The following is a 20,141-nucleotide window of genomic DNA, read 5'->3' as shown; positions in this document are numbered from 1 at the left end:
TCCCCGCGGAGTCACGGGCATTTGTCAGGCACCCCCTTGCGGTGACACGGCGAACGGCAGCAGGGCCACTGTTACGTTGTCGTGGCCGCCGCCGTCCAGGGCGTGACCGACCAGCACCTGGGCGCCGTGCAGCGGGCGGGCGTACGCGTCTTCGGGCACTGCGGCGGCCATCTCGGCGGCGGACTCCGCGTAGTTCCACAGGCCGTCCGTGCAGACCACCACGATGCCCGGCCGGTCCGGTTTGAACGAGGCGGTGTGCGGCTCCAGTTCGTACGCGTCCGCGCCGAGCCAGCCCGTGATGGCGTGGGCGCGCTCGTCCGCGTACGCCTCCGCCTCGTTCATCAGGCCCGTCGCCACCATCTGCGCGGCCCACGAGTCGTCCTCGGTGAGCCGGGCGGGCGCGGTCGAGCGGTCCTCGGGCACCCAGTACACCCGGCTGTCGCCGACCCAGCCGACGACGAGCAGCCCGCTCGCCATGACCGCGCCGACCAGGGTGCACGCCGGGGCGTTCTGGTGGCGGTGCGGGTCCCGCTCCGGGGCCCCGGGCTTCTGGGCCAGCCGGTTGACCGACTCCGCGGCCGCCACGATCGCCTCGTGCATCGCCTGCTGCGGATGCGTACCGCGCGGCAGCGACGCCAGCAGGGACTCGTTGGCCGTGCTCGCCGCCGCCGCCGACGCCTCGTCGGGCCGGCTGGCCGAGGACACCCCGTCGCAGACGATCGCCACGACGGCCGGGGAGCCGTCCGGCAGGGCCGTCGTGGACACCGCGAACGAGTCCTCGTTGCGGTGGTGGCGCAGCCCCCGGTCGCTCACCGCGGCGACCGCGCCGAGCTCCTGCTCCATGTGGTCGCGCTCACGCGGCTGCGCGTGGCCGCAGTTCTCGCAGTAGCCGTCGCCGTCGACCCGCCCGGCCCGGCAGGCCACGCACACCTTGCCGCCGGCCGCCGGGGCCGGCGCGGGCTCGGCGACCGCACGGGGATCGGGCGCCGCGTCCGGAGCCGCCAGCTCGAAGTCGCCGGAGGCACCCGGCCCGTCGTGCCGCACCGCCGGGGCGGCCGCCGCGCCCGGGGCCGCGATGGCGACCGTCGGGCGGTCGCGGGGCGGCTCGGGCACGGCCGACAGGTCGTACCCGCAGGCACCGCAGAACAGGTCGCCCCGCTCCAGCGGCTCCTCGCAGCCGGGGCACCTCGGCAAGGCGGTCTCCTGGTCGTTCTGCGACATGTTCACACCCACGTTCGGGGGCGGAAGCGGTTGGCCCGCTCCACCAGTTCGATCCGCTCGGCCCCGGGCTCCGCGAGCCGGGCGAGCATCCGGTACGCACGCTCCAGGCCGAACCGCAGTCCGCGCTCGTCCAGCTCGCTGCCGAGCAGCGTCCCCGGGCCGTGCGTCCCGGCCGGCTGCGGGCCCGAAGGGCTACCGGAGAGTACCCAGTCGAGCGCCATACCCAGCACCTCGGTCGAGAGGCGTTCCCGCCGGACCGCGTCGAGCCCCAGCCCCGACAGGGCCGACACCTGGGCCGAAGCGGCCGTCAGGTCCGCCATCAGCGGCTCCTCCGGGGCCCGTTCACGCAACCGGGCCCGGACGGCGGCGATCCGGGCCGCCGTGTAGTGGATCGACGCCTCCGGCACCGACTCCAGCGTCCGGACCGCCGAGGTCCGGTCGCCGGCCGCGATCTGCACCCGGGCCAGACCGAAGGCCGCGCTCACGAAGCTCGGGTCGGTCAGCCACACCAGCCGGTAGTACTCGGCGGCGTTGTCCAGCTGCCCCAGCACCTCCGCGCAGATGCCGAGGGCCAGCTTCGGCGCGGGCTCCCCGGGGAACGCGTCGTACACCGCGTCGAACGACAGCGCCGCGTTCTCCTTGTCGCCGGTCACCAGCGAGGTGAGGCCCCGGTACCAGACGACCCGCCAGTCGTCGGCGTGCTGCCCCTCCAGCTCGGCCAGGGTCCGCGCGGCGGCGGCGAGGTCGCCCATCTCCAGGTACGCGCGCAGCTCGCGCAGCCGGGTCTCCAGCGACGCGGCCGGCACCGCCTGCAACGCGGCGATCAGCTCGGCGGGCGCCGAGGCCATCACCCCGGCCAGGAAGCCGGCGTTCGGGTCGCTCGCGTCGACCCGGGGCACGGGCAGCGCCAGCGAGGTCCCGCGCACGTCGAGCCCGGCCGGCCGGGGCGCCCCGGAACGCGCCGGCACCGGAGCGGCGCCGGGCGAGGGGACCGGGCCGCGTGGCGCGGGGATGCTCGCGGCGGGTGCGTACGGCAGGGGGCCCGATCCGGTGCCCGCCCCGCCCGGCGTACGGACATGGGTGGCGGCCGAGGGCACCGGCGCCGCACCCGTGGGCGAGGCCGGAGGCGGTCCGGCGGGCAGTGCCCCCGGTATGCCCCCGGGCGGGGTCGCGGCGGCGGGCGCCGCGCCGCCCGTACCGCCGCGGCGGCGGCCGAAGCGGCCCCCGGACCCGGCGGCGGCCCGCGCCCCCAGGCGCGACACCTCGCCCGCCCCGTCCGCGAACAGCTCCGTGTCGGTGACCCGCAGCTCCGCCCCGAACAGCGTGGACAGCGCCGGGCGCGGGCGCCCCGACTGGAGCGAGACCACCTCGCGCAGCACGCCCGTCAGCTGCTCGGCCATCTCCGCGGCCGAGGCGAACCGGCGCGCCGGGTCGGGGTCGGTGGCGCGGACCAGGAGCCGGTAGAACGACTCGTAGCTCCGGAACACCTCGATGTTGTCCGGGTCCGGCAGCGAGTCCACGAAGACGTTCGTGTACCCCTGGAAGTCGAAGGCCAGTACCGCGAGCGTGCGGGCCACCGTGTACAGGTCGGAGGCGACCGACGGGCCCACCTCCGCGACCTCGGGCGCCTGGTAGCCGACGGTGCCGTAGATCGCCGACTCCTCGTCGTCCATCCGGCGGACCGCGCCCATGTCGATCAGCTTCAGCTGGTCCTCGGTCTGGATCGCGTTGTCGACCTTGAAGTCGCAGTACAGCAGATTGCGGCTGTGCAGATGGCCCAGCGCCTCCAGGGCCTCGATGCCGAACGCGCACGCCTGCTCGACCGGCAGCGGATCGCGCTTCCCGGCCGGTGTGCGGCGCTCGTTGGCGATCTCCTTGAGCGACTTGCCGCCGACGTACTCCATGACGATGTAGCCGTCGAGCGACCCGGTCCGCTGGTCCAGGTGCTCCACGAAGTTGTAGATCCGGACGATGTTGGAGTGCTCGATCTCCGCGAGGAACCGCCGCTCCGAGATCGCCGCCGCCATCGCGTCCTGGTCACCCGTGTCGAGCAGGCCCTTGAGCACCACCCAGCGGTCCGAGACCGCCTTGTCCACCGCGAGGTAGACCCAGCCGAGCCCGCCGTGCGCCAGACAGCCCGCGACCTCGTACTGCCCGTGGACGACGTCGCCCGCCTCCAGCTTCGGCACGAAGGAGTACGGGTGGCCGCACTTGGTGCAGAAGCCCTCGGTACGGCCCGGCCGGTCGCCCCGGGACCGCCCCACCGGTGCCCCGCAGTCGGAGCGCGAGCAGAACCGCTTGCGCTCGGGCACCTCCGGGTTCTCCATCACGGCCGTACGCGGATCGGGCCGCGGCACGTCCGGCACCTGCACCAGACCCGCGCCCAGCCGGTTGCGGCCCGAGGCGTTGGTCGACTTGGCGGAGGAGCGCACCGACACCGAGTGCGTGCCGGTCCGGCCGGACACCGAAAGCGACCGCGAGAGCCGCCCCGACACCGAACGCCGCGACGTCGAGGAACGCGACGAGGACCGTGCGGACGCCCGCGAGGAGGACTGCGAACTGCTGCGCGCCGAAGCGCTGCTGGACCCCCGGCTGCCCCGGCCGCCGGCCGCGACCCCGGTGGGCGGTGAACTCACCATGCCGTTCGGAGAAACGACGGGCGCCAGACCGCAAGTGTCGCAGTACAGCTCACCGCCGCCCATGTCCTCGTAACTGCCCTCGCACGCGGGGCGCTGGCACTGCGTACTCATGTCCGTTCCCCCTCTTCGCCCCGCCGCCACGACGGATTGTCACCTCTGCCCAGCAGGTCCAGCGCCGCGTCCTGATAGCGCTGCACCGCCTGTGCCGCCACCCGCAGATCGCACGGGGCACTCCACAGCATCCGGCGCGCCGCGTCGTACCGCTCGATCAGGACCGGGTCCTCCGCCAGGCCGTTGCGGGCCACCTTCGCCTTGTACGCGTCGAGCCGGCCGCGCAGCTCCGCCCGGACGGCCAGCGGCGCGGTCACCGCGGTCAGTTGCTCGCGGGCCCGCAGCAACTCCTCCTCGGCCTCCCGCTCCAGGGTCTCCAGAAGCGGCGAGAGCCGATGCCAGCGGGCGTGCCTGCGGTACTCCGAAGCGGCGGCCAGGCGCTCCTGGAGGACGGTCGGCGGTCCGCTGACCACGGGCACCTCCGAGGCGGCGATCTTGGCCAGCACCTCGCCGCGCGCCAGCCGGGCCTCGGCCAGCGTGCGGTCGGCCCGGGACAGCACGTCGCGCAGATGCACCAGCCGCTGCTCGGCGTCCTGCCGCACGGCGAGCACCGCCTCGACCTCGCGCCGCACCTCCTCCAGCGCCCGGGCCGCCCGGTCGTAGCGCGCCGTGTCGGGGCGCCCGCCACCGGGCGCCGCGCTCCCGGGGCCCGGCAGCCAGAAGGCCAGCGGGTCCGAGATCACCTGCTCCCGCAGCGTGGCCAGCTCCGCGGTGATCGCCTCCAGCTCGTCACCCGCCGGGTGCTCACCGGGCCGGACGCCCACCGAGTGCGCCAGCGAGTGGGTGCGGCGCAGCTCGGCGGCGAGCAGGTCTATCCGGGCGGGCATCGCCGACCACACGGCGTCCGAGGCCACCACCATGTCCAGGGCGCTCGCGTACAGCCCGTTCATCCGGGAGACCAGCTCCTCCAGCGTGAACCGCTCGGAGAGCCGGGCCGGGCCGGAGACGGACGGGTCGTGCCCGGCGGCGCCGTGCGCCACGGTCACACCCTGGCCGCGCAGCAGCTCGGTCAGGGCCGTCAGATCCTCGCGGTTGGGGTGGCGGCGCCGCGCCCGCACCTCACGGGCCCGCTCCAGCACCCTCGTATACGCGTCGAAATAGCTCCACAGCAGCGTGACCGACCGCTCGGTGACGGCCCATCGCTCCCCGGTGACACCGGACAGCTCGGCGCCCTCCAGGAGCCTGCGGCCCGCGTGGTCCTGGAGGGCGAGGAGCGAGGTCTCGATCGCCTCGTGCTCCGCGCCGAGCCGGGACAGCGCGCGGTCGGCCTCGTCCCGGTCCATGACCGGACCGGGGGGCCGGGCCGCGTAGCTGGGGAAGGGGCCAGCGACGCCCATCGATCACCTCTCCGCTCTCCCCGCCGGGCCTCGGCCCGCGGGATCAGTGCTGCCCGCAGGCCGCGCCAAAGGAAGGACCCTAGTCCCGGTACTTCGGCTCCGGCGGGGCCTGGACCCCCGGCAGGCCGTCCTGGAGCCAGGTGCGGTACGACTTCATCCAGAGGCTGTCCGCGCCGCCGGCCCGGTAGCCGACCAGGACCTTGTTGACCCGGGACACCAGGTCGTCCGCGCCCTTCTTCGTGGCCACGCCGTAGAACTCGGTGGTGAACGGGTCGCCCTTGAGCTCGACCGCCGGGTCCTGCGCGGCCTGGCCCGCGGCCAGCGCGTTGTCCGTGACGACCGCGTCGACCTCGCCCAGCTGGAGCCGTACCAGGCAGTCCAGCTGGTTGGGGACGGTCAGCCGGTCCTCGTCGGCCGGGGTGCCGTCGTGCTCGTCCTTGAAGACCGAGCCGAACGACTCCTTCTCCAGCGCCTCGTACGCCGTCGAGCCCTCGGCGGTGCAGACGCGCTTGCCGGCCAGCGTGGAGTTGAAACCGGTGATCGAGTGGTCCTCCTTCGCGGCGAGGACCTGCTGCCCGGCCTGGAAGTAGGCCGTGGAGAACGAGACCTGCTTCAGCCGGGCGCAGTTGATCGTCATCGTCCGCACGACCACGTCGACCTTGTCGTTCTCCAGCGCGGCGATGCGCTGGTTGGTCGGGACGGCCCGGAAGATCACCTTGTCGCCGTCGCCGAGGATGTCCTTCGCGAGGGCCCTGACCAGGTCGATGTCGAAGCCTTCGAGGTCCCCGGTCTCCGGATTGCGGAAGCCCCACTGGAAGCTGTTCTGGTCGACGCCCGCGATGAGCTTGCCGCGCTCCTTGATCTTGCGGACCGCGTCCCCGTCCACCCTGCCCGGCCGGAGGCTCGCCTCCGGGTCCGTGCAGGCGTCGGCCTTCGCCTGGAGGGCGTGCGCCGCGCCCGGCCCCGTCACCTGGGGGCCGAAGACGTCGTCGCCCGGGTGGGAGAGGGGCAGCAGGGTCAGCGCGGCGGTCAGCGCGCAGGCGGCGGCCATCGCGGTCACCCCGCCCCAGCCGCGCAGCCGGCCGAGGCCCTTCGGGTCCTTCGCTGTCATCGCTCCCCCTGTCACCGGAACTCCGAGAGCCTGCGGTTGACCCCGACGATCGCCGCGACCGCGCCCAGCACGGCCAGGATCACCGCGCCGACCGGCAGGCCGCCCAGCGCGCCGCGGCCGTCCCGCGCGGCCCGGGTGAAGTCGTCCTGCTCGTGCGCCAGGGCGTCGCGCAGCGCGTCGTCCACCTTCTTGAAGGACTCGCCCGTGGAGTTCTCCTGGCCGATGATCTGCTCCAGGGCCGCTTCGTAGTCCCCGGCGTCGTCGGTCTTGCGGGCCGTACGGTGCCGGCCCCGCCACTCCTCGACCGCCTCGGCCGCCGCGGCGACCGGCTTGCCGCCCGCGCCGTCCCCGGTCTCGTCGGCCAGCTTCGCCGCCGCGGCCAGCTCGCCGCCGAGCGCCTTCATGCCCGCCGCGTAGTCGGTCTCGTACTTGTCGTTCTTGCCGTCCGCGGTGAGCACCGCGCCCCGGGCGACCACCGTCAGGTTCTCGTCGGCGCGCGCCTTCAGCGAGTCGATCCGGGCCCGGTTGAGCACGTCCATGGGCCGCTGTCCGTGCGAATCGGCCTCGGCAAGGCCGGACCTGGCCACCGTGTGCCCGACCGCGAGCCACAGCAGCAGCACCGTCGTCGCGGCCGTCGCGGCCAGCAGACCGTGGTTGAACACCCGGTTCGTCCGCCGGTAGTTGCGGCGCTGCGCCCAGGCCAGCGCGGCCAGTGCGACGACACCGGTGCCGAGCGCGAACAGCGGCCAGGACCGTGCGGAGCTCTGGTCCTCGCCGAGCCGGCCGGTCTCCGCCGCGTACAGCCGCTCGGCGGCCGGCAGCAGCTCGCCGGACATCGTCTGGTTCGCGTACCGCAGATAGGCGCCGCCCAGCGGGAGGCCCTGGCGGTTGTTGGCGCGGGCACGCTCGATCAGGCCCGTGTAGCGGGGGAGTCCCTCGTTGAGCGTGGTGATCTCGCGGCCGGACGCGGAGCCCGCGTCCGTGTTCGCCGCAGCCTTCACCAGCAGCCGGGACGCCTCCTCGATGTCCTTCACATACTGCTCGTGCACCGCGCGCGGTTCCTGCGGCCCGGCCAGGAAGCCGCTCGCCGCCGCCGCGTCCGCGTCCGCGAGCGAGCGGTAGATGCCCGCCGCGTCCGCGCTGAGCGGCTGGCTGCGCTCCACCACGTCGTCGGCGGAGGCGGCCCGGCCGTTGATCTCGACCGCCGTCACCGCCCCGAACGCGAGGACCAGCAGCGCCAGGACGGCCCCGATGACGCGCAGCCGGCCCGGTTCGGTGGTCGCGGCGGCACGCAGCCGCCCCACGACGGCGGCCCGGGCGCTCGGCTGCCGCGGCACCGGCGCGGGCGTGGCCTCCGGCGCGGGTGGCTGCCCCGGCGCGCTTCGCAGCGCCTCACGCGCACTCGGCGGGTGTGTCACTCGGCCTCCCCCTCGGTCACTGACGGCGGCCCGCCCCCGGCCGATCGGGGGACTGGTGCCCGGCCAAGAAGTATGGCCTCAGGGACCGGCACCCACATCCAGAACGCCTGGATCGGACACCGGACCGCACAACGGCCGGCCATGACCGGCCGCGGTCAACCGCATTGGATCAAGACCGGCGCCGTTGATCAAGGCGGACGGCACGATCCCCCTCCGGACCGTCCTCCCCATCAACAACACGACTGGGACGGCCATTCGGTTCCCGTACGAGAAGGGCGCCCCGCAACCCGCAGGCTACGGGACGCCCCTGACGGCCCGGCGGTCAGGCGTACTGCGCACGCAGCCGCGCGTGCACCGCGGGCGCCGCGCCCGTGTGGTCCAGGCCCAGGAGCCCGGCGCCGAGGACCGGCGACTCCCGCACCACGCGCACCACGGCCTTCGGGGCCCGCGCCGCGAGGAGTTCGCGGACGCGGTCGTCCAACTGCGGATGGCGCGCCGCCAGCACGCTGCCGCCGAGCAGCACCGGCGCCTCCTCGGCCAGCAGCCCGAGGCGGGTCAGCGCGACCGAGGCCAGCGCCACGACCTCGTCGGCCAGCCGGTCCACCAGGGCCCGCGCGACCGGGTCGCCGGCGGCGCCCGTCGCGAAGAGCACCGGGGCCAGCTCGTGCCTGCGCTCCGGCGCGATACGGCCCAGGTGCAGCGCCTCGATCAGCGCGTACATCGAGCCGAGCCCGAAGTGCGCGGGGAGCGTCCGGGCCAGCTCGGTCGGCTCGCCCCGGCCGTCCTCGGCGCGCGCGGCGAACCACAGCGCCTCCTCGGACAGGCCCGAACCGCCGCCCCAGTCACCGGAGATCCGCCCGATCGCCGGGAAGCGCGCGGTGCGCCCGTCCGGGACCATGCCGACGCAGTTGATGCCCGCGCCGCACACCACGGCCACGCCGCGCGGCTCGTCCACCCCGGCCCGCAGGATCGCGAAGGTGTCGTTGCGCACCTCGACGGTCCGGCCCCAGCCGCGCGCGGCCAGTGCCGCCGTCAGCTGCTCCTCCTCGACCGGCAGGTCCGCGTTGGCGAGGCAGGCGGACACATGGGCGACCTGCCCGGCGTCCGCCCCGGCCTCGGTGAACGCCCGCCGCACCGCCGCGCCGAGCACGTCGACGGCCGTCTCCACGCCGACCACGGGCGGCTGGAACCCGCCGCCCCTGGCCGTGGACAGCACCGTGCCGTCCGCACCGATGAGGGCCACATCGGTCTTGCTGTTCCCCGCGTCGATCGCGAGGACGGAACCGTTCACGCCCACGCGAGGTGCTCCCGGTTGTGCGCGATCAGCTTGTCGGTCAGCGCCTCGGCGTACTCGAACTGGCCGATCAGGGGGTGCGCCAGCAGCGCCTTGAACACCCGGTCCCGGCCGCCGTGCAGCGCGGCCTTGAGCGCCAGGTCCTCGTACGCCGTGACATTGGCGATGAGCCCCGCGTACAGCGGGTCCAGGGCGGGCACGGCGAGCGGGGCCGCGCCCGAGCCGTCGACCTTCGCCTGGACCTCGATCACCGCGTCGTCCGGGAGGAACGGCAGGGTGCCGTCGTTGTACGTGTTGACCACCTGGTGCGCCGAGCCGCCGCCGCCCAGGAGGGCCGCCGCCAGGTCCACGGCCGCCTCCGAGTAGAAGGCGCCGCCGCGCTTGGCGAGCAGCGCGGGCTTCTCGTCCAGGGCCGGGTCGCCGTACATCGCCAGGAGCTCCTTCTCCATGGCGGCGACCTCGGCGGCCCGGGAGGGCTTGGTGCCGAGCTCGCGGACGACCTCGTCGTGCGCGTAGAAGTACCGCAGGTAGTACGAGGGGACGACGCCGAGCCGGTCCACGATCGCGCGTGGCATGTGCAGGTCGTCCGCGATGGCGTCGCCGTGTTCGGCGATCAGCCGGGGCAGTACGTTCTCGCCCTGCGGGCCGCCGAGGCGCACCCCCGTCTCCCAGGTGAGGTGGTTCAGCCCGACGTGGTCGAGATGCACCTCGCCGGGGGCCACATCGAGCAGCCGGGCGAACTTGCGCTGGAAGCCGATCGCCACGTTGCACAGGCCGACGGCCTTGTGCCCGGCCTGGAGCAGGGCGCGGGTGACGATGCCGACCGGGTTGGTGAAGTCGATGATCCAGGCGTCCGGGTTGGTGCGCCGGACCCGTTCGGCGATGTCCAGAACGACCGGGACGGTGCGCAGGGCCTTGGCGAGGCCGCCGGCCCCGGTGGTCTCCTGGCCGACGCAGCCGCACTCCAGTGGCCAGGTCTCGTCCTGGTTGCGGGCGGCCTGGCCGCCGACGCGCAGCTGGAGCAGGACGGCGTCCGCTCCGGCGACGCCCGCGTCGACGTCCGAGGTGGTGACGATGCGGCCCGGGTGGCCCTGCTTGGCGAAGATCCGCCGGGCGAGGCCGCCCACGAGGTCGAGCCGGTCGGCGGCCGGGTCGACGAGGACCAGCTCCTCGACCGGCAGCGTGTCACGCAGCCGGGCGAATCCGTCGATCAGTTCGGGGGTGTAGGTGGACCCGCCACCCACTACAGCGAGCTTCATGGTTCAGCCCTTTACTCCGGTCAGTGTGACGCCCTCGACAAAAGCCTTCTGTGCGAAGAAGAAGACGACGATCACAGGGGCCATGACCAGAACGGTCGCGGCCATGGTCAGGTTCCAGTCGGTGTGGTGTGCGCCCTTGAAGGACTCCAGTCCATAACTCAGCGTCCAGGCCCCCGGGTTCTCGGAGGCGTAGATCTGCGGGCCGAAGTAGTCGTTCCAGGCGTAGAAGAACTGGAAGAGGGCGACCGCGGCGATTCCCGGCTTGGCCATCGGCACCACCACGCGCAGCAGGGCGCGCAGTTCGCCGCAGCCGTCGACCTTCGCCGCGTCGAGGTACTCGTCGGGGATGGTCAGCAGGAACTGCCGCAGCAGGAAGATGGAGAACGCGTCGCCGAACGCCATCGGGATGATCAGCGGCCAGAGCGTGCCGGACAGGTCCAGCTGCTTGGCCCAGAACAGGTACATCGGGATGACCACGACCTGCGGCGGCAGCATCATCATCGAGATGACGAGCATCAGCGACAGCCGCCGGCCGCGGAAGCGGAATTTGGCGAGCGCGTACGCCACGGGCAGCGAGGACACCACCGTGAGGACGGTGCCGGCTCCCGCGTACAGCAGGGTGTTCCGCCACCAGGTCAGGAAGCCCGGGGTGTCGAACACCTTCTTGTAGTTGGCCCACTCGAAGGGGTGCGGCCACAGGTCCCGGGTGAGGGTCTGCTGGTCGCTCATCAGCGAGGTGAGCACGAGGAAGACGAACGGCAGTACGAAGAACAGGGCCGCCGCGACGCCGAGCGCGTGCACGGCGATCCAGTTCAGCAGCGCCTTGCGGCGCGCGACGCGCTGGGCCGGGGTGACGGGGTCACTCACCGGTCCGGCGGCCTTCGGGTGGTCGAGAACCTGCGCCATGTCACTCACCTGCCTGGATCAGTCCGCTGCGGCGCCGCATCAGCAGTGCGGTGAACGCCATGGCGAGGACGAAGAGTACGAGCGCGACCACACAGGCGGAGCCGTAGTCGAAGCGCTGGAAACCGAGGTTGTAGACCAGCTGCGGAAGCGTCAGTGTCGACTTGTCGGGATAGCCGGGTTCGAACTGCTGGCCCGACCCGCCCATGACCCCGGACGCGACCTTCCCGGCCACCAGCGGCTGGGTGTAGTACTGCATCGTCTGGATGATGCCGGTGACCACGGCGAACATGATGATCGGCGAGATGTTCGGCAGCGTGACGTACCGGAACCGGTGGTACGCGGTCGCCCCGTCCAGCTCCGCCGCCTCGTACTGCTCCTTCGGTACGTCGAGCAGCGCGGCCATGAAGATCACCATCAGGTCGCCCACCCCCCACACCGCGAGCGCGGTCAGCGCGGGCTTGGACCAGGTGGCGTCGGTGAACCAGCCGGGGGTGCCGAGACCCAGGTCGCCGAGGATCGAATTGACCGGCCCGGTACCGGGGTTGAGCAGGAAGACGAAGCCCAGCGTGGCGGCGACCGGCGGCGCCAGATAGGGCAGGTAGAACAGCGTCCGGAAGACGCCGGTGCCCGTCTTGATCTTGGTGATCAGCATCCCGACACCGAGTCCGAAGACCACCCGGCAGGCCACCATCACCACGACCAGCCACAGCGTGTTGCGCAGCGCCGGCCAGAACATCGGGTACTCGTCGAAGACGTACGCCCAGTTCTTGAAGCCGCTGAACTCGGGGGCGGCGAACCCGTCGTAGCTGGTGAAGGAGAAGTAGACCGTGGAGATCAGCGGGTAGGCGAAGAAGACGCAGAACCCGATCAGCCAGGGCGACATGAAGGCCGCCGTCCGAAGCGCCGACCTGCGGCGCTTCGAACGGAGTGTGTACGTGCTCATCGCGTCGGCTCTACTTCGCCTGGTCGATCGCCGCGTCGATTTCCTTCGCGGTCTTCTCCAGACCCGCCTGGATGTCCTTCTGCTTGCCCTTCTCGACGTCGAAGCCGAGGTTCTGGAGCGAGGTCAGGTACGCGCCGCCGTTCACCGAGGGCGGGGTGGTGGTCGACTTCGGGTTGGCCGCGATGTCCAGGAAGACCTTGAAGCGCGGGTCGTACTTCAGCTTCGGCGACTTCAGCGCCGCCAGCGTGGACGGCACGTTATGGATGGCGTTGGCGAAGTTCACCACCGCGTCGGTGTCGGTCGTCATGAACTTGACCAGCTCCCAGGCCGCGTTCTGCTTGCTGGAAGTGGCGGCGATGCCCGCGATGGTGCCGGTCAGATAGCCCTTGCCGTACGTGTCGGCCTCGTCGTCCGCGACGGGCATCGGGGCCACCCCGATCTCGAAGCCCGGCTTGGTCTCCTCGGCCATGCCGAGCCGCCACTCGCCGTCCAGCTGCATGGCGACCTGCCCGGTGTGGAACGGGTGCTTGGCGCCCCACTCGTCACCGAAGCCGGTACGGAACTTCTCCAGCTTCGCGTAGCCGCCGAGCGAGTCCACCAGCTTCTTCTGGTTGGTGAGCAGCGCGGCGAACGCCGGGTCCTTCGCGATGTTCGACTTGCCGTCCGCGTCGAAGTAGGTGGGGTTCCAGGCGCCGAGGTAGTGCTCGGTGGTCGACTCGTAGCCGTGGTAGTTCGGCATGAAGCCCAGCTGCTCGTACGAGTCGCCCTTGGTCTTCGTCAGCTTCTTGGCGTCGGCCGCGAACTCGGACCAGGTCTTCGGCGGGTTCGCGATCCCGGCCGCCTCGAAGGCGTCCTTGTTGTAGTAGAGCCCGTACGCGTCACCCAGCAGCGGGACCGTGCAGCGCACCCCGTCGTACTGGGTGTACTCGTTCATCGCCTTCGGGAAGGTCGCCTCGGGGTCGATGCCGTCCTTCTTCAGGAACGGGTTGAGGTCCACGAACGCCTTCGACGAGCAGAACTTGCCCACGTTGTTCGTGGTGAACGACGAGACCACGTCCGGCGCCTTGGACCCGCCGGCGCGCAGCGCCTGGTTGATCTTGTCGTCGGTCATGTTGCCGACGACCTTCACATGGATGTTGGGGTGGGCCTTCTCGAAGGCGGCGATAGTGGCCTCGATGCCCTTCACCTCGCCCGGCGCGCTCCAGCCGTGCCAGAACGTGATGGTCGTGTCCTTGGAGGCGTCATCGTTGGCCCCCGAACCGCTCTGCCCGGTACAGGCGGAGGCGAACAGGGCTATCGCGGCGGTCGCGGCGAGCGCGACGGCCGGCTTCCGGCGGTTTCCGGACATGGTGGTGTCTCCCGGTGAAGCGGTGGGCGGAGGGACGGAAGGTGAGAGGTCGGTCAGCGCGAGGTGTCGAACACTTCGTCGCGGGTGGTGGCGAGCGCGCTCTCCAGCGCGCCGCGCAGAACGGGCCGTTGAGTGACGTCCCCGGCGAGCAGCCGGGGCCTGGACGCGGCGAGCTCGGCGAGCTCGGCCGCGACCCGGGCGCGCAGCGGCTCCCCGCCGCGCGCGAACAGCTCGCCGGAGAGCACGACGATCTCCGGGTCGAGGACGGCGACCAGCGAGGCGAGCCCGGTCGCGAGGCCGGTGGCGAACCGGTCGAGCAGCGCGGCGTACGGCCCCGCCTCGCCCCGCTCCGCGGCCTCGGCGGCCCGGCCCACCAGCTCGGCGGCGATCTCGTGATGGGTGCCGGAGCCCGGCGCGTCCTCGATGCCCAGCTCCCGGGCGAGGCGCGCCAGCACCTGGGCGCCCGCCAGCTCCTGGAAGCCGCCCGCGTTGGCCTTGGTGACCTGGCGGACCAGCGGCGCCCCCGGCACCGGCAGGAAGCCGACCTCGCCGGCGCCCCCGGTGAAGCCCCGGTGCAGCCGGCCGTTGATGACGAGGGCGGCGCCCAGGCCCTCCTCGTTCCACAGGAGCACGAAGTCGTCGTGGCCCCGGGCCGCGCCGCGCCGCTGCTCGGCCACCGCGACGAGGTTGACGTCGTTCTCGTACTCGACGGGCATCGGCAGCACCGCCGCCAGCTCGTCGAGCAGCGTGGTGGAGTGCCAGCCCGGCAGATGCGAGGCGTACCGCAGCCGGCCGGTGTTCGGGTCGAAGGCGCCCGGGGTGCCGATGACCACCCGGTGCACGTCGGCCCGGGTCAGCCCGGCGGCCGCGACCGCGCCGTCCAGCGCCTCGGTCACCCCGCGCACCACGCTGTCGGCGCGCCGCCCGGGGGTCCGCAGCTCGAACTCCCCGACCGTCTCGCCGGTCACATCGGCGACGGCGGCGACGATCCGGTGGGCGTTCACATCGAGCCCGGCGACATGGGCGGCCGAGGCGTTGACCGCGTACAGCTGGGCATTGGGTCCGGGGCGCCCGGCGGCGGTCCCGGTGGCGACGACGAGCCCGGCGGTTTCGAGGCGGGCCAGCAGCTGGGAGGCGGTGGGCTTGGAGAGCCCGGTGAGCTTCCCGATCCGGGTCCGCGACAGGGGGCCGTGCGCCAGGAGCAGATCCAGGGCGGCCCGGTCGTTCATGGCGCGCAGAACGCTGGGTGTGCCCGGCGTGTTTCCGGCCATGAGCGTGGCACCTGCCCCTCTGTTAGGAAAGTTTCCTATCTGGTGGGAAGGAAGGTAGGGCCCGGGCCACCGGGGCGTCAATGACCTGACCCCCGGTGGCTACCAAAGCGTTACCGGGCCGGGCCGGCTACTTCGTGGTGCTCGGCGGGATCGGGGCCGCCGCGAGGGACTGCGGGGAGATCGCGGAGGCGTACGCGGACGGGGCGGCCATCCCGGCCGTGGGGTCGGCGGCCGCCGGGGCCTCCTCCGGGGCGCCGGTCACCATGCTGACGCCGGCCGCGTCCAGCGCCACCTTGATCCGCCAGCGCAGCTCGCGCTCCACGCCGGTCGCCTGGCCCGGCATGGTCTTCGCGCTCACCCGGACCGTCATCGAGTCCAGCAGCACCGTGTCCAGGCCCAGGATCTCCACCGGGCCCCACAGCCGCTCGGTCCAGGGGTCCTCCTTGGCCATCCCCCGGGCGGCCTCGTCGATCACCGCGCGGACCTTCTCCAGATCCTCCGTCGGGCGGACCTGGACGTCGACGTGGGCCGTGGACCAGCCCTGGCTGAGGTTGCCGATGCGCTTGACCTCGCCGTTGCGGACGTACCAGATCGCGCCGTTCTCGCCGCGCAGCTTGGTGACGCGCAGGCCGACCTCGATGACCTCGCCGGAGGCGACGCCCGCGTCGATCTGGTCGCCGACCCCGTACTGGTCCTCCAGGATCATGAAGACCCCGGACAGGAAGTCGGTGACCAGGTTGCGGGCGCCGAAGCCGAGCGCGACGCCGGCGACCCCGGCGGAGGCGAGCAGCGGGGCCAGATTGATCTGGAACGCGCCCAGGATCATCAGCGCCGCGGTGCCCAGGATCAGGAACGAGGCCACCGAACGGAGCACCGAGCCGATCGCCTCCGACCGCTGACGGCGGCGCTCCGCGTTGACCAGGAGACTGCCCAGCGCGGTGCCCTGGACGGCCTGCGCGCTGCGGTTCATCCGTTCTATGAACTTGCTCAGGGCGCGGCGGACCAGATGGCGCAGGACGACCGCGACCGCCGCGATGAGGACGATCCGCAGCCCGGTGTTCAGCCAGGTGGACCAGTTCTCCTCCACCCAGCCCGCGGCGTCTCCCGCCTGCTTCGCGGCTTCGTCCAGCGAGCCCCCCGGCTCCGGTGACGGAGCTGCGGCCAACAGGGCGGACAGGGACACGGCGAAACCTCCAGGGGGCGGGCGCTGAGCGGCAGAGCGCTGAACAACCACACTAACGGGGGACCCGTACGGGAAAAATTCCTTCCTGCCCGTTACCCGTACGTGGTGGCGCTCCGACCAGGCGTGAGGGGAGACTGAGAGCGGAGATCGTCCCGGCGCGAGCCACGCGCCGCCGGCGTACAAGGAGGCATACGTGCCGCATGTCCTGGTTCTCAACGCGTCGTACGAGCCGCTCGGCGTCGTACCGCTCCGCCGCGCACTCGTCCTCGTCCTGGAGAACAAGGCCATCTGTCTTGAGGAGTCCGGCGCCCTCATGCACAGCGAGACCCTGGCCGTCCCGGCCCCCAGCGTCGTCCGGCTCAAGCGCTTCGTCCGCGTCCCCTACCGGGGCCCGGTGCCGCTGACCCGGCGGGCCCTGTTCGCCAGGGACGGCGGCCGCTGCATGTACTGCGGGGCCGCCGCGACCAGCGTCGACCACGTCATCCCGCGCAGCCGGGGCGGACAGCACGCCTGGGACAACGTGGTGGCGGCCTGTCGCCGCTGCAACCACGTCAAGGCCGACCGCCATCTGCCCGAGCTCGGCTGGCGGCTGCACCAGCAGCCCGCCCCGCCGACCGGACTGGCCTGGCGGATCATCGGCACGGGGCACCGCGACCCGCGCTGGCTGCCCTATCTGCAACCGTTCGGCGCGGACGACGCGATGGCCCGGATCGACGGCATCTCAGCCTGAGACCGGGCCCGTCCGCTTCCCGGGGCGGCCCGCAGCCGCGCCGGGGCCCCGGCCTGCCCGCGCCCCGGCCCTCCCAGCCGTCCTTCAGCCGTCCTCCGCCACCGCGTAAGCCTCGGCCGACCAGAGCGAGATCCCGTACTTCGTGGCCCGCTCGTCGCCCACCACGCGCACGAACCGGGTGTCCTTCGCGTCCATCCGCACCGACTCGCGCCCGCCCCGGCCCTCGCGGACGGTCGCGGCGGTGCGCCAGGTGCGGCCGTCCGAGGAGACCTGGACGCGGTAGCGCGAGGCGTACGCGTCCTGCCAGCGCAGCTCCAGCTTGCCGAGGCGGACCGGGGCGGGCAGTTCCGCCTGCCACCACGACCCGTCCTCCGCCGGGGAGGACCAGCGGGTCTCCGGATCGCCGTCGGACGCGGCGGCCGCCGGGAAGTCCGCGGTCTCGTCGCCCGACGAGGAGGCGGTGGCCCCGCGCAGCAGGTCCGGCCCGGCGGTGCGCGGGTAGGCCCGCACGGTCAGCGTGGTCCGCTCGTCCCCGAAGGCGAACGGCACCTCGTACTCGCCGGCCGGGGTGTCCTCGGGGACTGTGATCTCCACCGGGACCTCGGTCCGCGTCCCGCGCGGCACGGTCGTACGCTTCGGCACCCGGACCTCGATGCCCTCGGGCGCCTCCGCGGTCAGCCGGCCGCGCACCTCGGCCGGGCGCCGGCCGGACAGCCGGGCCCGGACCTCCTGCGGCCCGCCGCCGATGACCGCGTCCGTCTCGCCGCGCGCCAGGTCCAGCCGGGCGGCCGGCTCGTCGCCGAACCAGGGCACCAGGGAGCGCACGTCCGGGGCGGTCCCCGCGCGGATGGACGCGCCGGCCAGCGGCGGGATGATCAGGGGCGGGGCGCCGCCCGCCAGCGGGGTCGCGGCCGGCCAGCTGATCCGGACCGCGTCCGCCCGCACCCCCGCGCCCGCCGCCTGGGTCCACCCGCTCGCCGACAGCGGGCCGAGCGCGCGCCACCCCTCGCCCGGGACATGCGCCTGGACCGTCGCGCCCGCGGCCGCCCCGTCGGCCGGCACGGTCGTCGCGGTGACCGCCTCCAGCGGACGGGCCCGGCCGAGCCGCACCGTATAGCTGCCCGGAGCCTCCGACACCTCGCCGCCCGGCCGGTCCGTGCCGGTCCAGGAGCGGGCCTCCTCGCGGACCCGGTCCAGGAACGGGCCGAGCACGCCCTCGCCGACCTTCGCGCCGCCCGCCGCGATGTCCTCGCGGACCGGCTCCAGCGCCAGGGACGCCCGCCAGGCGGCGGCCCCGTCGCCCCGGGCCTGGGCGCACAGCAGGTCCACGGCCAGCCCGCCCGCGTGGCCGTAGCGGGACAGCTGCTCGCTCCACGGGCGGACCTCGTCCCCGAACCGGCCCCCGGCGACGCCCGCGAGCCGCGCCGGGGCCGCCCGCATCCCGTCGAACGCGTCCCGCAGCCGGTCCGCCGCCGCGTCGAGCGCCTTGCCCGCGCCGTCCGCGTACGCCGCGAAGAACGCGGCGATCAGCGGCCGCAGATACGCGGACTCGGTGGAGCCGAGCACGGAGCCCGCGCTGTTGCCCGCGAGCGCCCGCAGCGCGCCGCCGCTCCGGCCGTCGCCGCCCGCGAGGTCGTCGATCGCGGCCTCCCAGGACTCCGCGGAGTCGTAGCCCCTCGGGTTCCACGCGAAGTCGGCTGCCGTGAAGAGCGGAATGCGCGATGCGGCGGGCTGCTCCATCGCGTTGGCGAGGAGCGCCGCCGAACCGGACGCCACCGCCGGGTCCCGGCCGGTGTACGGGCCGAGGAAGATCCGGTCCTGCGCGTAGTCGTTGACCGGGTAGTTGTCCATGGTCACCAGCGGGTGCCGGAACGCGGCGCGCGCCCCGGCCAGTTCTCCGCCGGTGATGGTCCTCGGTACGACGCCGACGCCCGTCCAGGCGACCTCGACCCCGGCCGCCAGCTCCCGGGCGAGCGCCGTGCGGTACGCCGTCGCGCCGTCCTGGTAGTACTCGGTCGGCATCACCGACAGCGGCGGGGCGTCCGGGTGGCGCTCCGCCAGGTGCCGGGCCACCCCGTTCACGACGCGGGCCTGCGCCCGGGCCGCCGCCCCGGGGCCGCTGCCGAAGGCGTCCGCGTCCGCCGCGCAGTGCCACTCGCTGTAGCTGATGTCTTGGAACTGCACCTGGAAGACCCGCACCCCCAGGTCCCACATCGCGTCGATCTTGCGGGTCAGCGCCTTGAGGTCGCGGTCCGACGACAGGCACATGGACTGGCCCGGCGCCACCGCCCAGCCGAGCGTCACATGCTCGGCCGCGGCCCGTTCGGCCAGCGCCCGGAAACCGGCCTGCCGGGCCGCCGGGTACGGGTCGCGCCAGCGGGCCTGCCGGTACGGGTCGTCGCCCGCCGCGTACAGATAGCGGTTCTGCTTGGTGCGGCCCAGGAAGCCGAGCTGCGCCAGCCGGTCCTCCTGGCTCCACGGCTGCCCGTAGAACCCCTCGGTCAGCCCGCGTACGGCGGTGGCCGGCCAGTCCCGGACGGTGACCCCGGCGACCTTCCCGTCCCGGACCAGCTGGCGCAGCGTCTGCACCGCGTGGAACAGCCCGTCCTCGCCGACGCCCTCGACCGCCACCGTGTCCCGCTTCGCGACCCGCCCGGCCGCCAGCCGGTAACCGCCCGCCGGGAGATCCGCGCGGTCCGGGGCGCCCAGACCGCGCAGCGCGTCCGCCGCCCCGTCGCCGCCCAGACCGCGCAGCGCGTCCGCCGCCCCGTCGCCGCCCAGCCGCAGGACCGGACCGGCGCCCGGCAGCGTCTCGTGGACCGTGCGCACCCCGGCGTCCGCCAGGACCGCGCGCAGCGCCTTCACCGCGTACGGATCGGCCGCCGTGTCCGCGATCAGGGTGACCTCGCGGCCGAGGGCCACGGCGGGCCCGGCCGCCGCCATGCTCTGCGGGCGCGGCCACACGGCGGGGAGCGCGGAGCTCAGCGTGCGGCTCCGGTCCGCCGCGGACGTGGAGGCCGGGTCCGGGGGAGCGGCGAGCGCGGGCGGCGCCCCGGCGGCGAGCAGCCCGCCGAGCACGGCCACGGCGACGGCCGTCGCCCGTGTCCTCCCACTGAGCCGCATCCCTGTCTCTCCCCTCGCCCCGGCCGATGGCCTCCGAGCCCACCACCCCGCGCGCGAGGGTGTCAATGCGCGAGGCGTTCGGTACGGAAATGACCTGATACGACCCGTGTGATGAGCGGGGTGCGTGCGACGGGGCGATACGCGAAAGACAGCGCCGAATGGCCGAAAAAGACGAACGTCTTACGGGCAACGGGCTCTTCGGGAACGGAATGTGACCCGGAGCACGTTGAACTCGTTGTTGTAACGC

General features: G+C 73.5%; 14 protein-coding genes. 1 reads left to right on the top strand and 13 read right to left on the bottom strand.

All coding sequences use genetic code 11. The annotated features are described in order from the left end of the window. Positions 1-24: 24 nt before the first annotated feature. The 12 genes from OG338_RS08685 to OG338_RS08630 all read right to left on the bottom strand — a co-directional run bounded on the left by OG338_RS08685 (position 25) and on the right by OG338_RS08630 (position 16,041). The gene (locus OG338_RS08685) at positions 25-1,221 is read right to left on the bottom strand and encodes a protein phosphatase 2C domain-containing protein (RefSeq protein WP_405936760.1); all 1,197 of its coding nucleotides are present in this window, start codon (positions 1,219-1,221) and stop codon (positions 25-27) included. A 2-nt stretch (positions 1,222-1,223) separates the two neighbouring features. Continuing rightward, on the bottom strand, positions 1,224-3,971 hold the full coding sequence (locus OG338_RS08680; protein ID WP_405936759.1) for a tetratricopeptide repeat protein: 2,748 nt from the start codon (positions 3,969-3,971) through the stop codon (positions 1,224-1,226). After that, positions 3,968-5,308, bottom strand: a complete 1,341-nt coding sequence (locus OG338_RS08675; RefSeq protein WP_405936758.1) for a hypothetical protein — start codon at positions 5,306-5,308, stop codon at positions 3,968-3,970. The genes OG338_RS08680 and OG338_RS08675 overlap by 4 nt, the downstream gene beginning before the upstream one ends. A 79-nt stretch (positions 5,309-5,387) precedes the next feature. Next, positions 5,388-6,419, bottom strand: coding sequence for a glutamate ABC transporter substrate-binding protein (locus OG338_RS08670; RefSeq protein ID WP_405936757.1), 1,032 nt, complete (start codon positions 6,417-6,419; stop codon positions 5,388-5,390). Between the two features lie 11 nt (positions 6,420-6,430). Next, positions 6,431-7,756 carry a hypothetical protein gene (locus OG338_RS08665; RefSeq protein ID WP_405936756.1) on the bottom strand — a complete coding sequence of 442 codons (1,326 nt, stop codon included), beginning with the start codon at positions 7,754-7,756 and terminating at the stop codon, positions 6,431-6,433. A 403-nt stretch (positions 7,757-8,159) separates the two neighbouring features. Then, the gene (locus OG338_RS08660) at positions 8,160-9,134 is read right to left on the bottom strand and encodes an N-acetylglucosamine kinase (RefSeq protein WP_405936755.1); all 975 of its coding nucleotides are present in this window, start codon (positions 9,132-9,134) and stop codon (positions 8,160-8,162) included. After that, positions 9,125-10,390, bottom strand: a complete 1,266-nt coding sequence (locus OG338_RS08655; RefSeq protein WP_405936754.1) for a 6-phospho-beta-glucosidase — start codon at positions 10,388-10,390, stop codon at positions 9,125-9,127. Before OG338_RS08655 ends, OG338_RS08660 begins: the two co-directional genes overlap by 10 nt. A 3-nt stretch (positions 10,391-10,393) precedes the next feature. After that, positions 10,394-11,296, bottom strand: coding sequence for a carbohydrate ABC transporter permease (locus OG338_RS08650; RefSeq protein WP_405936753.1), 903 nt, complete (start codon positions 11,294-11,296; stop codon positions 10,394-10,396). A 1-nt stretch (position 11,297) separates the two neighbouring features. After that, the gene (locus tag OG338_RS08645; RefSeq protein ID WP_405936752.1) at positions 11,298-12,239 is read right to left on the bottom strand and encodes a carbohydrate ABC transporter permease; all 942 of its coding nucleotides are present in this window, start codon (positions 12,237-12,239) and stop codon (positions 11,298-11,300) included. Between the two features lie 10 nt (positions 12,240-12,249). Continuing rightward, the gene (locus OG338_RS08640; RefSeq protein ID WP_405936751.1) at positions 12,250-13,587 is read right to left on the bottom strand and encodes an ABC transporter substrate-binding protein; all 1,338 of its coding nucleotides are present in this window, start codon (positions 13,585-13,587) and stop codon (positions 12,250-12,252) included. Positions 13,588-13,640: 53 nt separating this feature from the next. Beyond that, on the bottom strand, positions 13,641-14,858 hold the full coding sequence (locus tag OG338_RS08635) for an ROK family transcriptional regulator (RefSeq protein WP_405936750.1): 1,218 nt from the start codon (positions 14,856-14,858) through the stop codon (positions 13,641-13,643). A gap of 127 nt (positions 14,859-14,985) precedes the next feature. Then, positions 14,986-16,041, bottom strand: a complete 1,056-nt coding sequence (locus OG338_RS08630) for a mechanosensitive ion channel family protein (protein ID WP_405936749.1) — start codon at positions 16,039-16,041, stop codon at positions 14,986-14,988. 193 nt (positions 16,042-16,234) lie between these two features. On the opposite strand from OG338_RS08630, the gene OG338_RS08625 reads away from it, so the two are divergent. Further along, positions 16,235-16,771: an HNH endonuclease gene (locus tag OG338_RS08625; RefSeq protein WP_405936748.1), complete on the top strand. Its 537-nt coding sequence runs from the start codon at positions 16,235-16,237 to the stop codon at positions 16,769-16,771. Positions 16,772-16,855: 84 nt separating this feature from the next. Here the strand turns inward: OG338_RS08625 and OG338_RS08620 are convergent, their stop codons facing one another. After that, positions 16,856-19,894 carry a beta-N-acetylglucosaminidase domain-containing protein gene (locus OG338_RS08620; protein ID WP_405936747.1) on the bottom strand — a complete coding sequence of 1,013 codons (3,039 nt, stop codon included), beginning with the start codon at positions 19,892-19,894 and terminating at the stop codon, positions 16,856-16,858. Between the last annotated feature and the right edge of the window lie 247 nt (positions 19,895-20,141).

The organism is Streptomyces sp. NBC_00726 (assembly GCF_045161735.1).
Lineage (GTDB): Bacteria > Actinomycetota > Actinomycetes > Streptomycetales > Streptomycetaceae > Streptomyces.
Note: the sequence above shows the minus strand (reverse complement) of the source record. Positions and strands in the feature narration are given on the sequence as shown.

What these genes read in the sequence shown, in the direction of transcription:
- OG338_RS08685 (WP_405936760.1), bottom strand. Translation starts at nt 1,221, where the DNA reads ATGTCGCAGAACGACCAGGAGACCGCCTTGCCGAGGTGCCCCGGCTGC.
- OG338_RS08680 (WP_405936759.1), bottom strand. Translation starts at nt 3,971, where the DNA reads ATGAGTACGCAGTGCCAGCGCCCCGCGTGCGAGGGCAGTTACGAGGAC.
- OG338_RS08675 (WP_405936758.1), bottom strand. Translation starts at nt 5,308, where the DNA reads ATGGGCGTCGCTGGCCCCTTCCCCAGCTACGCGGCCCGGCCCCCCGGT.
- OG338_RS08670 (WP_405936757.1), bottom strand. Translation starts at nt 6,419, where the DNA reads ATGACAGCGAAGGACCCGAAGGGCCTCGGCCGGCTGCGCGGCTGGGGC.
- OG338_RS08655 (WP_405936754.1), bottom strand. Translation starts at nt 10,390, where the DNA reads ATGAAGCTCGCTGTAGTGGGTGGCGGGTCCACCTACACCCCCGAACTG.
- OG338_RS08650 (WP_405936753.1), bottom strand. Translation starts at nt 11,296, where the DNA reads ATGGCGCAGGTTCTCGACCACCCGAAGGCCGCCGGACCGGTGAGTGAC.
- OG338_RS08645 (WP_405936752.1), bottom strand. Translation starts at nt 12,239, where the DNA reads ATGAGCACGTACACACTCCGTTCGAAGCGCCGCAGGTCGGCGCTTCGG.
- OG338_RS08640 (WP_405936751.1), bottom strand. Translation starts at nt 13,587, where the DNA reads ATGTCCGGAAACCGCCGGAAGCCGGCCGTCGCGCTCGCCGCGACCGCC.
- OG338_RS08635 (WP_405936750.1), bottom strand. Translation starts at nt 14,858, where the DNA reads ATGGCCGGAAACACGCCGGGCACACCCAGCGTTCTGCGCGCCATGAAC.
- OG338_RS08620 (WP_405936747.1), bottom strand. Translation starts at nt 19,894, where the DNA reads ATGCGGCTCAGTGGGAGGACACGGGCGACGGCCGTCGCCGTGGCCGTG.